11 protein-coding genes and 1 riboswitch are annotated in these 14,792 nt (G+C 47.8%); of the genes, 6 read left to right on the top strand and 5 right to left on the bottom strand.

What is annotated here, in order from left to right:
- The first annotated feature begins 80 nt into the window (after positions 1–80).
- From eat to PV783_RS10205, 6 genes are all read left to right on the top strand, one after another.
- Positions 81–1,397, top strand: coding sequence for an ethanolamine permease (gene eat / locus PV783_RS10230; RefSeq protein ID WP_363433605.1), 1,317 nt, complete (start codon positions 81–83; stop codon positions 1,395–1,397).
- Positions 1,394–2,752 carry a glutamine synthetase family protein gene (locus PV783_RS10225; protein WP_420987905.1) on the top strand — a complete coding sequence of 453 codons (1,359 nt, stop codon included), beginning with the start codon at positions 1,394–1,396 and terminating at the stop codon, positions 2,750–2,752. Before eat ends, PV783_RS10225 begins: the two co-directional genes overlap by 4 nt.
- Before the next feature lie 10 nt (positions 2,753–2,762).
- Positions 2,763–3,899, top strand: coding sequence for an iron-containing alcohol dehydrogenase (locus PV783_RS10220; RefSeq protein ID WP_420987904.1), 1,137 nt, complete (start codon positions 2,763–2,765; stop codon positions 3,897–3,899).
- A 3-nt stretch (positions 3,900–3,902) separates the two neighbouring features.
- On the top strand, positions 3,903–4,619 hold the full coding sequence (locus PV783_RS10215; RefSeq protein ID WP_420987903.1) for a gamma-glutamyl-gamma-aminobutyrate hydrolase family protein: 717 nt from the start codon (positions 3,903–3,905) through the stop codon (positions 4,617–4,619).
- Positions 4,616–5,980, top strand: coding sequence for an aldehyde dehydrogenase family protein (locus tag PV783_RS10210; protein ID WP_420987902.1), 1,365 nt, complete (start codon positions 4,616–4,618; stop codon positions 5,978–5,980). Before PV783_RS10215 ends, PV783_RS10210 begins: the two co-directional genes overlap by 4 nt.
- Before the next feature lie 164 nt (positions 5,981–6,144).
- Positions 6,145–6,357: riboswitch (cobalamin riboswitch) on the top strand.
- Between the two features lie 172 nt (positions 6,358–6,529).
- Positions 6,530–7,660, top strand: a complete 1,131-nt coding sequence (locus tag PV783_RS10205) for a DUF5074 domain-containing protein (protein ID WP_420987901.1) — start codon at positions 6,530–6,532, stop codon at positions 7,658–7,660.
- A 241-nt stretch (positions 7,661–7,901) separates the two neighbouring features.
- On the opposite strand, the gene PV783_RS10200 is transcribed toward PV783_RS10205, so the two are convergent.
- Genes PV783_RS10200 through PV783_RS10180 form a run of 5 tightly spaced genes read right to left on the bottom strand, consistent with a single transcriptional unit; the run spans position 7,902 to position 14,789 of the window.
- On the bottom strand, positions 7,902–8,984 hold the full coding sequence (locus PV783_RS10200; protein ID WP_420987900.1) for a DUF2652 domain-containing protein: 1,083 nt from the start codon (positions 8,982–8,984) through the stop codon (positions 7,902–7,904).
- 48 nt (positions 8,985–9,032) lie between these two features.
- Positions 9,033–11,042, bottom strand: a complete 2,010-nt coding sequence (locus PV783_RS10195) for a hypothetical protein (RefSeq protein WP_420987899.1) — start codon at positions 11,040–11,042, stop codon at positions 9,033–9,035.
- Positions 11,039–12,637: a solute:sodium symporter family transporter gene (locus PV783_RS10190; protein ID WP_079468855.1), complete on the bottom strand. Its 1,599-nt coding sequence runs from the start codon at positions 12,635–12,637 to the stop codon at positions 11,039–11,041. The genes PV783_RS10195 and PV783_RS10190 overlap by 4 nt, the downstream gene beginning before the upstream one ends.
- A 12-nt stretch (positions 12,638–12,649) precedes the next feature.
- Positions 12,650–13,666, bottom strand: coding sequence for a GntR family transcriptional regulator (locus PV783_RS10185; RefSeq protein ID WP_420987898.1), 1,017 nt, complete (start codon positions 13,664–13,666; stop codon positions 12,650–12,652).
- A 49-nt stretch (positions 13,667–13,715) separates the two neighbouring features.
- A complete protein-coding gene (locus PV783_RS10180) occupies positions 13,716–14,789 on the bottom strand; it encodes a UDP-glucose--hexose-1-phosphate uridylyltransferase (protein ID WP_363433589.1) in 1,074 nt (357 codons plus the stop codon).
- Positions 14,790–14,792: the final 3 nt, after the last annotated feature.

Here is a 14,792-nt window from a genome sequence, read left to right as displayed (position 1 = left end):
AATTTTTTACGTGGGGCCTGTAGTAAAATAATATTTTAATTTATATTATATTACACATACACGCAATAGAGATCTTTCAAATGACACAAAACAAGGGCTTAAAGAAAACACTGACTCCCTTTATGTTGTGGGGACTTGGAGTAGGGTACGTTATTTCAGGTATGTATTTTGGTTGGAATCTTGGCCTTGAAAAGGGCGGTACAGGAGGTATGGCTATTGCCACACTTGTGATCATGGTGATGTATGTAACGTTTACTTTCAGCTATGCTGAACTGGCCTGCGCCATCCCCAAAGCAGGAGGAGTTTTTGACTATGCAAACAGGGCAATGGGAAAGAACATCGGCTTTATTGCCGGGATAGCCCAGGTCATTGAATTTATTCTGGCGCCGCCTGCCATTGCATTCGCCATCGGCGCTTATTTCAACGCTTTTTTCCCGCAGGTACCGATCCTCACCAGCGCCATTGCCATCTATTTCGTCTTTACCGGGCTGAATGTATATGGTGTAAAGGCGGCTGCTTCCTTCGAGGTGATTGTTACCATTTTTGCCGTGGGAGAATTATTGCTTTTCGCCGGTTTGTCGTTTCCGAAATTCCAGGCGGTTCACCTTACCAACAACGCATTGCCCAACGGGTGGGGCGGCGCTTTTGCCGCGATCCCCTTTGCCATCTGGTTTTTCCTGGGTATTGAAGGCATTGCCAACGTAGCCGAAGAAACCAAAAATCCCCAGCGCGATATCAGCAAAGGTTTCGGATGGGCCATCCTCACGCTGGCCATTCTTTGCATCCTGATATTTATTTCCGCCACCGGCATCGCCGGATGGGAAGCGATTGTATATAAAAACGGGATAAGCGGGGAAACCTCCGATTCGCCTCTTCCGCTGGCGCTGGCGAAAATCACCGGGAGCAATCACCCGATGTATCACCTGCTCATCACGGTAGGATTATTCGGGCTGGTGGCGTCCTTTCACGGATTAATCCTCGCCGCCGGGCGCTCCACCTACGAGATGGGCAGGGTGCACAATCTCCCCGCTGCTCTCGGCAAAATTTCACCCCGGTTTCATACGCCCGCCAACGCACTGCTTGGCAACATGGTGATCGGGATACTGGCGCTGCTTTCGGGGAAAACTTCCGAAATCATCATCGTATCCGTTTTCGGCGCACTCACCTTGTATATCATTTCAATGGTGTCTATTATTATTTTGAGAAGACAGGAGCCTGATCTGCCGCGGCCTTTCCGGGTGGCCTTCTACCCTGCCTTCCCGGTGATTGCACTGGTGATTGCCACCATATCCATTGTTGCGATGTTTATCTTCAACCTCGCACTGGGACTGATCTATTTTTCCCTGCTGGCCGTTTCTTTCTTGTTGTACAAAATTTTCAAACCTGCACACACATGACAACTTCCGAAATATTAACGTACGTAAAAAACCATCCGTCGGGTAAGGTAAAAGTAGCGGTAGCGGACATCGACGGCGTATTGAGAGGGAAATACATTGCAGCAGAAAAATTTGCGTCTGTAACCGAAAGCAGGCTGGGCTTCTGCGATGTTACCTTTGGCTGGGACATGAGCGATGTTGTGTACGACAATGTAAAATATACCGGCTGGCATACCGGTTATCCTGATGCGCAGGTAAAAATTGACCTGGGTACCTTCCGCAAAATTCCCTGGGAAAACGACGTGCCTTTTTTCCTGGGAGATTTTGTACAGGCAGACAATGCACCGGTATACACCTGTCCGCGGCAACTCCTGAAGAAAGTACTTGTGGATGCAGAAAACAGTGGCTTCCTGCCGTATTTCTCACAGGAATTTGAATGGTTTAACTTCACAGAAACACCTGATACGGTCCACCAGAAACAGTTCCGCGACCTTACGCCTTTATCGCCCGGCATGTTTGGCTATTCCATCCTGCGCAGCGCGTTAAAGAATGAGTATATGAGCAGCCTGTTTGAGCAACTGGTAAAATTTGATATACCGGTAGAAGGATTACATACGGAAACCGGTCCCGGTGTATATGAAGCAGCCATTAAGTATGGTACGGTTTTACAGGCGGCGGACCAGGCCATACTCTTTAAAACCGCGGTAAAAGAGATTGCATACAAACATGGCGTAATGGCTACCTTCATGGCTAAGATCCATGAAAGTTTGCCAGGCTGCAGCGGGCATGTACACCAGAGCCTCTGGGATGCCGGCAGTAAACAGAATTTATTTTACGACGAACACGACGAACATAAAATGAGTGCCGTCATGAAAAATTACATTGCCGGTCAGCTGCATTGTTTACCTTTTATATTACCTATGATAGCGCCCACTATCAACAGCTATAAACGGCTGGTAGAAGGCGCCTGGGCCCCTACTACGCTCACCTGGGGCATAGATAACAGAACGGTGGCATTACGGGCTTTACCGGGCGATAAAAAGGCCACCCGCCTGGAAACAAGGGTGGTGGGTTCGGATACCAATCCCTACCTCGCACTGGCCGCCTGTTTGGCTGCCGGGTTGTACGGCGTGAAAAATAAAATGGTCCTGGAGAAAAAATTAACCACCGGTAATGGGTACAAAGACACCTCGAATGGTGTATTACCACAGAACCTTCATGTAGCCACCCAACAAATGAAGGAATCGGCCCTCGCAAAAGAACTCTTTGGCGAATCTTTTGTGGAACACTTTACGTTAACCAGGGAATGGGAGTGGCGGCAATATGCCAAAGCAGTGACCGATTGGGAACTTAAAAGATATTTTGAAATCATCTAAGCATCAGCATATGGCATTTCAGTATAATTTTCCTACCACCATCCGTTTTGGCGCAGGCGTAATCGGCGAGCTGCCGGCCTATTTACAGAAAAACGGATTATCACGGCCTATGATCGTTACCGATCCAACGATAGCAGGATTATCATTTTTTAAATCGATCGTGAATGACCTGCAGGCGCATCATATTTCCGTGGAAGTATTCAGCGATATCCACAAGAACCCGGTGAAGAGCGATGTGTATAAAGGCACTGATCTCTGGGATCATACGCAACGCGACAGTATCATCGGTATTGGCGGGGGCGCCGCACTGGATGTGGCACGCGCCATTGTGCTGCGGGTAAATCACCGCGAAGATCTTTTTAAATACGACGACCTCATAGGCGGCGATATTTATGTGACCAATGAAGTACCTCATTTTATTACCGTACCTACTACCGCCGGCACCGGCAGCGAAGTAGGCAGAAGCGCCATCATTGCCGACGATGAAACCCATCAGAAGAAAATACTGTTCTCGCCCAAACTGATGGCGAAGATTGTATTTGCGGACCCGGCCCTCACAATGGACCTGCCTCCGTTTATCACCGCCGCCACCGGCATGGACGCTTTAACCCACAACATGGAAGCATTCCTGGCAAAGAATCCGCATCCCTTATGCGATGGCATTGCCCTGGAAGGTATCTATCTCATTAAAAACTCACTGGAAAAAGCCACCAACAAACCGGACATTGAAAGCAGGAGCAATATGCTCATGGCTTCTATGATGGGCGCCATCGCTTTTCAGAAAGGACTGGGTGTAGTGCATTCCCTTGCGCATCCCCTCTCCTCCCTGCTGGATACGCATCACGGCCTCGCCAATGCGGTAAATATTCCTTACGGCATGCAATTCAATATTGCGGGCTTTGAAGAAAAGTTCCGCCGCATCGCCAGAACCCTGGAGTTAAAAGAAGAAACCGGCGAGGCAGTGGTACAATATCTTTTTGATCTTAATTCAAAAATAAACATCCCGCATCATCTCCGCGATATCGGCGTTACGGATGCACACGTGGAAACACTGGCAGACCTGGCCCTTGCCGATTTTGCCCATCCCAACAACCCGAAACCGGTTACCCGGGAAGATTTCAAACAGTTGTACCTAAACGCGCTATAGACCATGAAGAAAAAGATAGGGATCAGCTACACAGAAGCCAGCTTTACCAATTATGAAAACTGGTTTACACCCGAAGATCTCGGTGATGACCTCGAAGTGGTGATCCTTTCCTTTCTGCGTAATAACGTGGAAGATATTTATACCTGCGATGGCCTGGTGCTTACCGGTGGCGTGGATGTAATTCCTTCCCTGTACGGCGGCGCTGAAAACTATCCGCATCAGCCGCATGAATTTTTGCCTGAAAGGGATGCCTTTGAAAAACGCATCTATGAGTATTCCCAACAGCAACAGCTGCCTGTATTGGGCATCTGCCGCGGGTTACAATACATCAATATTCTCGAAGGCGGAAAAGTATATGAAGACATCGGCGAAGCCGCCAACAAAATTCATAAAAAAGATACCAGCGATAAAATACATGGAGTAAACATCCGGAAAGATTCATTGCTGTACGCCGTTACCGGCCAGGAAAAAGGACAGGTGAACAGTGCGCATCACCAGGGCATCCATCCGGCTAAGCTGGGGAATAATATTATGGTGAGCGCCACTTCCGATACCAGCGATGAAATGATTGAGGGTATTGAATTCAAAGATAAAACCGGTAAAGGATTTATGCTTTGCGTGCAATGGCATCCGGAAAGAATGCCGGAGAAAGAAAGCAACCCGCTCTCCCAACAAATCAAAACACAATTTCTTCAAGCAGTTAGAAACCATACGAAATGAGAATCTTTAATCCTGCCACCGCACAAACCCTCGCCGTTCTCAGAGAAGATTCACTGGCAAGAGTAGTTGAGAAAACCGCACTACTCCGGCTGGCATTCGCCCACTGGTCGGCCAAACCACTGGCAGAGCGTATCAAAGTGATTGCCCGGTTCAACCAGCAGCTGGAAAAGAGAGTAGAGAAACTGGCGGGCATACTTACTTCCGAATCAGGAAAACCATTGCAGCAATCACGCAATGAAATCAACGGCGCCGTAGCCCGGATCAACTGGATGCTGGAAAATGCAGAGAAGTACTTGTCGGACGAATGGGTAACCAATACGGATACACTAAAAGAAAAAATCTCTTACGAACCACTGGGGGTTATCTGCAATATCTCTGCCTGGAACTATCCCTACCTGGTAGGTGTAAACGTTTTTATTCCTGCGCTGCTGGCCGGTAACACCGTATTGTATAAACCCTCGGAATACGCTACCCTCACGGGTATGGAAATAGAGAAACTTTTCTATTACGCCGGTCTTGAACAAAATGCTTTCAAAATAGCCATTGGTGGAAAAGCCACCGGCGAAAACCTGATGGACCTGCGCGTGGATGGTTATTTCTTTACCGGCTCCTATAAAACCGGTAAATACATCTATGAAAAAGTAGCGTCCCGGATGTTGCCCTGTCAACTTGAACTTGGCGGAAAAGATCCGCTTTATGTAACAGACGATATCGAAGATATTGCAGCAGTAGCCGCAGCTACCGCCGATGGCGCCTTTTATAACAACGGCCAGAGCTGCTGTGCCGTAGAACGCATCTACGTACACGAAAAAGTATACGACGAATATGTAGCCGAATTTGTAAAGGCAGTTAAATCCTGGAAACTGGGATTACCCACAGATGACGGCGTATACTTTGGCGCCATCACCAGGAAAGAACAACTAAAAGTACTCGAAAACCAGGTGCTGGAAGCGCGTGCAAAAGGCGCCACCCTGAAACTTGGCGGCCATATCATTGTACATGAAGGCAACTTCTTTGAGCCCACCATCCTCACAGATGTGGATCACAACATGAAAATTATGCAGGAAGAAAGCTTTGGTCCGGTGATAGGCATCATGAAAGTAAGCAGTGATAAAGAAGCCATCGAACTGATGAACGATACGGAGTACGGGCTCACTGCTTCGGTATACTCTTCCAACGGGGAACGTGCGCAGGAAATTCTTTCACAGGTAAATGCAGGCACCGGCTACTGGAATTGCTGCGACCGGGTTACAGCAGGACTACCGTGGGCAGGCAGAAAGCATTCAGGTTTTGGCGCAACGTTATCGCACCAGGGATTGAGGGCGTTTACGAAAACAAAGGCGTGGCAGATGAAAGGATAAGTTTTATATACGTGCTTTTTACGAAAGCGTGATGCAATGTTGAATTGTATCACGCTTTTTTTATTGGGGCCACAAAGGGGCCAACATACGGGCCACAAAGGAGCCATCCATCCATTGCCCACACCCTCCTCCACTTCATTTTGGCATTTATACCTAATTACCGTAGGTTTGCCTCCGCATTTGGTTCCGCCCCGCGGCGGATTAAAAGGGAATCCGGTGTAAAACCGGAGCTATCCCCGTAGCTGTAATCCTGCATTTATCGTCAGATAAATTGTTTTTCCGGATGAACTCCATACCACTGTCTGCCTGTCCGGCAGATGGGAAGGTCCCGGAAAAGCAGGTAAGCCAGAAGACCTGCCTTTTGTAATTGATCATTCAACGCTTTCGGGTGAAATGCCATGAATGTAGGCCTGCCAGCCATTTATGCGCTGTTATTTTTTTCGTTTAGCCTTAGGCGTGATGCCGGAGGATAACCGGTATTATGATCATTTTTCCGGGGTTTTTACCCCGGAGAAAAGTGCGTTGTATTTTCTTAACAAAACAATAAATATGAAAAAACAGTTATTATCCTTTCTGTCTGCAGCATTAGTGCTGTTTGTTGCTTCCTGTCAAAAAGATGATGCCTTACAACCCCTCGAACGCCAACGCACCAACGAAGCGGGTACCGGCGGCGTTACGGCATCATTAATCGCCGGTAAATACGGCAATGGATTCTTTATCGCTAACGAAGGATGGTTTGGTCATGGTACCGGCGATCTGCATTTCTATTCCTACAGCGGCGACAGTCTTGTCCCCAACATTTACCATGCAGAAAACCCCACAGGCGCATTGGGCGGCCCTTCCAATACCCTGCAGTATGCCACTGTATTCAACGGCAAAATGTATATCGTTGTAAAAGCCGGCGGACCACTGGTAGTAACAGATGCAGGCAGCCTGGCTGAAACCGGCCGTATCACTACCCTGCCAGGTAATGATGGTCATGCCTTTATTGGTGTGGATGCCACCCGTGGACTGCTGAGTGCAAGCGATGGCGTATATCCCATTACGTTACCTTCCCTTGCAGTAGGCGCTAAAGTAACTGGTGTAGCCGGTTACACCGGTGATATGTTAAAAGCCGGCAGCTATATTTTTGTGTTGTCCCAAACAGATGGTATCGTTGCTCTAAACAGCACCACGTACGCTGTAGTAAAAAAATTCGGCGCAGCCAACCTGGCCTTTGCTGCCGGTAAAGATGGCGGCGTATATGCCACCAACTCCGATTCCCTGATCCGCATAGACCCCGCTACACTGGTGCGCACTGCCGTGAAACTGCCTTTCACAGTACCATCTCCGTGGGGAGCATGGCGCCACGCGGCGATCACTGCCTCTACAACAGAGAATGCTGTTTACATTGTGCGTAACAACGGTTTTGCCGGTGGTACCCAATTGTACCGCTATATCATTGGCAACACCGCATCGCTTGCATCTCCTTTTATCACACTGCCTTCAGGCCAATATTTCTATGGCGCCGGTGCTGCGTATAACAAGGATAAAAATGAACTGGTAATGACTACATTGAATGGCTCTTTCACCGGAGATGTGAACAGGGTCCTGATGTATGACGCTACTACCGCTACACTGAAAAAAACACTCACTTACAACGGATGGTATTTCCCGGCCATGCCTGTGTTTCATGAGTAGAGGATGAAATAAAGAGAGGGTGCCTCAAATTTACTTTTAAGACACCCTCTCTTTTATTTTTGAAATCAGGAGTCGTTGATAAGACCAGGGTAATTGTGCCACAGGTTGTGGCACAAATTCAAATTCTTGAAGTAGAAATGAACGAGGTAAGTGAATAAAAAAGTATTAACTACCTGATAACATTTCGGTATATAAGAATGATAAACACTATGTTGGATTAAGAATATACCTTACCCTCTTTCTAAAAATCCAGCGGCAATACCATATTCATTACAATAGGTTCCAGCTTCTCAAGCGATTTCCGCAAATCGGCTTCCATCTTTTCTTTCTCCGTGAGCCGGAACAAAGATTGCCGTATAAAATTTTTAGGAAGATAATAATCTATCGTCAACCGGCTTCTCTGGTCTGTTATCTTTTCAACCGTATAGTAGAAAGCGTTATGCCGCTTCTCATCTGTTTCACTGAACAACGCCTTTTGTTCGGGATCGTACGAGAAGCTGCTGGTGTACATGATCACCTCTTTACCGTTATCCATCACATGGCGGTGACGACTACCTATACCAGGCAGAAAATGTTCTACCTCATCTATTGCGCTCACACCTGTTTGCCACAGGTGCCTGAACTCAAAATGCACCACAGTATAAATAAGCGTTTTGATATCCGTGTCAAACTCCTTCGACACTGAAATCATTTTTGTTTTGTCCTTAAGCTCTATCTGTGGATCAGGATCAGGCGGCAACCCATTGCGCAGTTCACTTAAATGAGTATAATGGAAAGGAATAGCGCCTGTTTCTGTTTGTTTGGTGCTGGCATCCCATGTCATCCATTGCGCCAGTCCTTCCGGTGGTTCATCACGCAACAGGTTGTCTGTTACCAGCCAGTATTCATGTTGTTCAATATCATTTTTCAGCAGCTGGTGCGCTACAATCACATCTTTCCCTATCAGCTTACTGAAATTTTTCACCTGGTAGGTGGTGAACTCGCCATAGTGGGTAATTACCTTCAGGGTGAGGTCAATAGCGGATACACATGCTTTGCACTGGCAAATTTTACGGTGGTTGTAGTTGACCAGGTACCGGTGAAATTCGCAGAACATTTTTTCCACCTGCTTATACAGTACTTCCAGTTCCGGCGGGGATCCAAACTTATAGAACAGGATGGCGTCACCTTCAACTTCAGACACTTCCAGGCCCGACTGATTAGCGTTTATCAGCAGTTCCAATAATTGCTGGATAATATGGCGGCTGTGCTCAATCTCTATTTCATTCACAAAACGGGTAAAGCCACTTATATCCGGAATAAAAAGCAGCCCTTTGTTTTCCATTTTTTTTATTAAAGTTAATAATAAAAATGGCACATGACCGCTCTTCCTTTATTTCTTTTCCAACCGGAAGATCATGGCGTCTGCCGCATCTGCAGTTATATGGATCTTCCCTTTCTCCGTAGATGTTTTACCGGAGAATAATTCTTTGCAGAGATATTCCCCGCTGCCGAGTCCAAGCTTCCTAAAATCAGCTTCAAAGGTAGTGGGGCGCTTGTTATAGTTCACCACGGCCAGGTAGGTAAACCGGCCGCTGTTGTGAACAAACAGGCTGGACGGCGTATCACCGGTATGATGATCCACCGGAACAAAACCATTTGGCAACTGTGCCGCTTCCAGCACATCGTGGTTTTGCAGCAGTTGCTGCGCTACGCCGGAAGCGCTGCTGTACGCGGAGTAGTCGTCGCCGGTAATAACGGTGCCGGTAACGATGGCAGAGGCAAGACGGGCCCTGTTTTCACCGGGAGCGGCGCCTGCAAACACTACGTGATCTGCATCGGTAAAACCGTACACTTTATTTTGCCACCATCCCAAACTGGTGGCGTTGAGGGTATAGGCTGTTTCGTCAATATTTTTGAAAGCATCGCAGGCAATACGGCGCATATGCACATACCTGCCGGTGGCCATACCGGGCGAAATGGCGGCGTATACCAGCATCTTGCCATCCAGCTGATCTACGAGGAATTCCATGCCCTTCCTGAATGCCTGCATGCCTGTATGCACGGACGGATCATAATACGCATCTGCTTCTATGGCTGCATGCCCGATAAAGTCAATCTTAATCATTTCAAAGCCGGTTTCCTTGAACCTTTTAATGAGATAGGCGATGCGCTCGCGGGTAGCAGGATGGGTGGGGTCCATCGCGCGGGCGCCGTCAAAATCGTGGTATTGCCCGTTTACTTTTGTCCAGGTTTCTTCATAATTGTAGTGGCTTCCTTCTACCACGCGGGAGGATTTGGACCAGTCTACAAACGGCGCCCAGTAAATGCCGGGCTTACATCCCCGTTGTTTGCAATACACCACAAATTCTTTCAGCTGGCTGAAATCGCCTGTCATGCCGCCTTTGGTCATGTTATCCCAATAGGAGTCGAGGTCAATGTAAATGCTGCCGTCTTTACCACGGAATGTTTTACAGGAGTCTGCAAAAAAATCGACAACCTGTTTGGCTTTAGCCAGGTTCAATTTCGTTTGCATGCTTCCCCAGCTGTTCCAGCCCAGCGGCTTTGCCCCGGTCCATTCAAAAATATACCGGGGTTCGGCGAGGCTGTTAGCGCTGCCATATTGCTCCATGCCTTTGCGCCAGTTGACGGCGGGCAGCACCAGGATCTTCGGGGAGCTGCACAGGGTATCGCCCTGCGTAACGATGCCGTGGGGTATTTTATCGCGGGTAACAAGACTGTCAGTCCACCCGGCCACCACAGAAATGCGTGAATTTTCCACCTTTACCCCTGTTTTCCAGTTGCTGTGTTCTACTGAGCCGAGTATGAGCCCGGCGTTGGTGATACTGTCGTACAACGCGGTTACTTCTGAACTGGTGAATGCCGGGCCTTGCTGGTCCGCTACGCGGTACCTGATCCAGGCATCATTGTCAAAGGGCACCACTACCCCGCTGGTATACATCGCGGCTTCTCCTGTTAAAGGGCTCATCGCCCTGGAGCGCGCGCCTTTTCCCTGCAGGGTTACAGCCGTATAAAAACCATCTTTCCCTTTATACACATAAAATACCTGCTGTTTTTTCATGCCGTTACCGGCAGAAGTAATCACATACCGGGTACCTTCTCCCATCCGGTCTTTTATACGTGCACTGGCAAAAGTACGGGTAGCAGTGAGGGTATCAGGCCGGTGGGCATCTTCATAAAAAGCAAATGCATTCCGGATCACTTCTTCCTTTCCGCTCCAAACAGAGTAAGTGCCTTTGCGTAAATCGTAGGCGATATAATTGTTTTTCCCGAAAGGAATATGTTTCACATGAGTGGCCTGTTGTGCGTGTAACGGCGTTAACAGGCAAAGCATTCCCGTAACAGATAAAAAGTATCTGCACCAGATCAGAGCGTTATTCATTTTGCAAGTCCTAGTGGTGAAAAGATCATAAATAGCAACACCATTAATATCAATAAGGCAGCGCTGTACCAGTGCCGGTTTTTCCAGGGCTCCACGGATACTACCGGGATTACTGCCGGCTGATAAGGTACTGCCATTGGTTTTATTTTGCCGATGATCAGCATCAGCACCGCCGTTACCACAAAGGTGATCGCCAGCAGATGCAGGTAATGGATACCGGTATCAAATACCCATTGCAGTAATACGTTTACGGCCAGGAAAAATACCAGTCCCGCTTTGGCCGCCACCGGCGGAACGTGCCGGGTGGCCATGCCCACCACCATGATGGTAAAAATGGGAAGACTGAAAAACCCCGCCAGCATCTGGATATAATTATAAAAGCCGCCTTTGAACAACATGATAAACGGCGCAATGATAATACCCGACAACAATACCAACACCTGGAAAATACGGGTTCTGCTGATCAGTTCTTTATCCGTTACGCTGCCTTTGCGGGCTATCATGAAAGGCTTATATAAATTCATGGTGAACAACGTACCTACACTGTTCAGCCCCGCATTAAAAGTGCTGAGCGCCGCACCAAAAACAATGGCCGCAATTAAACCGGTGTATACCGGCGGCAACACATCTGCCGCCATCCTGGGAAATACTTCCGCCGTTGCCTGCGGATGAATATACAGGTGTACGGCAATGAGGCCGGGGATATTGAGCATGAGCGGCGACAATAACTTACACAAACACGCCAGTGCAATCCCTTTCTGGCTTTGCTCCAGGTTCACGGAGCCCAGCGCCTGCTGCACAATAAACTGCTCCATACCCCAGTAGTAAATATTCACCAGCAACATACCGGTAAAAATAGTGCTGAAAGGAACCGCATCGTGTGCCGAGCCGATGGCATTTAAGTGATCGGTATGGCTTCCGAGCACAGTCAGCAAACCGGTTTCCGCATCGCCATGCCCCAGGTATTTAAACCCGAAATAAGGCAGCAACAATCCACCGATGATCATACCACCGCCCAGCAATGTGTCGGAGATACTGATCACTTTTAAGCCGCCCAATACATTATAGAAAAAGCCCGTGATACCTATCAGGCAGGCCAGCATCCAGATGGTGGACCAATAGCTGATATGCAGCAGCTCATTCAGGTGAAAGATACCGTTAAAGGCCACTGCGCCGCCATACAATACGGCTGGGATCAGGTTTACAAGATAGCTGAGCAGGAAAATAACGGATACTATTTTCTTGGTGCCGCTATCATACCGTACTTCCAGGAAATCGGGCGTGGTAACGGCCCCGATCCGCAAATAGATGGGCATCAGGAATTCGCCTACCAGCAACATCGCAAATACAGAGGTAACACCCCACGACATAATAGACATGTTATTGATGAAAACAGATTCGTTTTCACCAATAAACTGGTTGGCGCTGATGTTGGTCATGATGAGCGCACCGCCTATTACCAGCCAGTTTAAACTACGGCTGCCAAGAAATACGTCGGCGGCGGTTTTCAACTGGTGCCTTCTTGTAATGTACCACGACAATACCGTCATGAGTACCACGAAAAAAGCAAAGCTTATAATAGTAGAAAGTGGCATTAATAATTACAGTTACAAAGATTTTCTTCTTATCAGCACGGTAGGCAGTACTTCCTGGATCTTCTCCCGGTTCAGTACAAAAACTGCTGCCTTCTCCGCCATCAGTTTAAAGTCCGTGGAATAAGTGGTGATACCATTACAGATAATTTCCTTTACCACATCATCATTGTGAGATAAGATGCCCACATCTTTTCCAAGCGTCATTTTCTTTCCCACACAATCTTTCAGGATGGCCCACAACTCCGTATTATTGATGGTGTAATATACTTTTCCTTTGGCCACCGTGCCGGGTACATATTCCGTTTTAATAACACCGTTGATCTGATGGTCTTTTATAAAACGTTTGAATGCCTTCAGTATTTCTATCGGCGTATCGGTAGACGGCCGGTAATAAAAAATCATTTCATCAAACTGCCTGATGGTATCCGTTAACGCGGTGAATGCCCGGTAGGATGATTCCCCGAACTCCTGCACAATGTAAGAACAATCTGCCTGTAACGGCTCGTACCGGTCAATCATCAGGAACTTATCCATCGGCAGCTCCCGCAGGATCTCCGCCGTTTTGGGATGAGGGATAGGCGCTACCACATACATCCCGTAGCGGCCCTTTACGGAAGCCACAATGCTTTCAAATACCTCGATATTGTTATGATGAAAGAAAACATCCAGCTGGATGTTTTCACCAAGATTTGCCCGGAAGGTTTTATAAAATGTTTCCTGGAAAGTATCAAACGCAAATAACAGCAACGCCACTTTCAGCTGCTGCCCGGTATCGTCGCTGCTCACAAAAAATCCTTTCCTGTTTTGCGATGCCACAATCCCTCTTTCCACCAGCTCCTTATAACCTTTGGCAATCGTTTCCCGCGCAAATCCGAGCTCCCCGATCAGGTTATTCACAGAAGGCAATGAGTCGCCTCTCGATAACAACTTTGAGTTGATGGCATTGATGATGCCCTGAACAAATTGTTCATGTTTAGAAAGACCCGGAATGCCGTCCAGTTCATGTATCTGTTCGTATACGTCCTGCATGTAAGGAAAAATTGATCTGGAATTAACTGTACTACACTATCCTACTAAGCTATTGCGTTTTTTCTACACTTACAACTTTTTGCAGTGAATAATGCGTTTCAGGCAGCGATTGTAACTTCCTGGCAGCCCATTCTGGCGTAATGTCCCGCTGCGGACTGGCCAGCAACTCATACCCTACCATAAACTTTTTCACGGATGCAGAACGCAACAGCGGCGGATAGAAATGCATATGCCAGTGCCATTCCGGATGATCGCCCGAATTCACGGGCGCCTGGTGCATACCGGCAGAGTAAGGGAATGATGTTTCAAAAAGATTATCATATTTTATGGTCAGTCTTTTTAAAATATCCGCCAATGCGTGCTGCTCTGCCTCATTAAAATGCAGCAGATCCGGTACATGCCGCTTGCTGATGATCATGGTTTCAAATGGCCAAACCGCCCAAAAGGGCACCAATGCCACAAAGTGATCATTCTCACAAACAATCCTTTCCTGCTTTTCCAGCTCCAAAGCTACATAGCTTTGCAGCAGGCTTTTGCCGGTAGCTTCATAATATTTTTTCTGGTGAGATGTTTCCTTGATCAACTCCGCCGGTAAATCGCTGGTTGCCCAGATCTGCCCATGTGGATGAGGATTGCTGCACCCCATGATGTCGCCTTTGTTTTCAAAGATCTGGATATACTTTATATCCGTATCGGCAGCAAGCTGGCGGAATTCTTCCTGCCACAACGTAATCACTTTCCGGATGTCTGCTACTTCCAGCAGCGGCAGCGTAAGATCATGCCGCGGTGAAAAACAGATCACACGGCAGGTGCCTTTCACCCCCCGCGCATGTAATAAGCTGTCGGTCACTTCAACGCCTGCAGGTGTATCTGCCATCAGGGCACCGAAATCATTGGTAAATGCAAAAGGCTCTGTATAAGCAGGGTTCTGATCCCCGCCCATCCTGCTGTTGCCCGGGCATAAATAACAGGAGGCATCGTACTCCGGCAGCGGATCTTTATTTACTTTCTCTACTTTGCCCTGCCACGGCCTTTTGGTACGGTGCGGCGATACTAATACCCACTCGCCCGTTAAGATATTTAACCGTTGGTGGGGGTGCTCTTCTAACTGGAATTTGTTCATAGA

The sequence above is a fragment of the Chitinophaga sp. CC14 genome (assembly GCF_048957795.1).
Classification (GTDB): Bacteria; Bacteroidota; Bacteroidia; order Chitinophagales; family Chitinophagaceae; genus Chitinophaga; species Chitinophaga ginsengisegetis.
The sequence above is the reverse complement of the archived record's forward strand: the minus strand, read 5'-3'. Positions and strand labels throughout refer to the sequence as shown.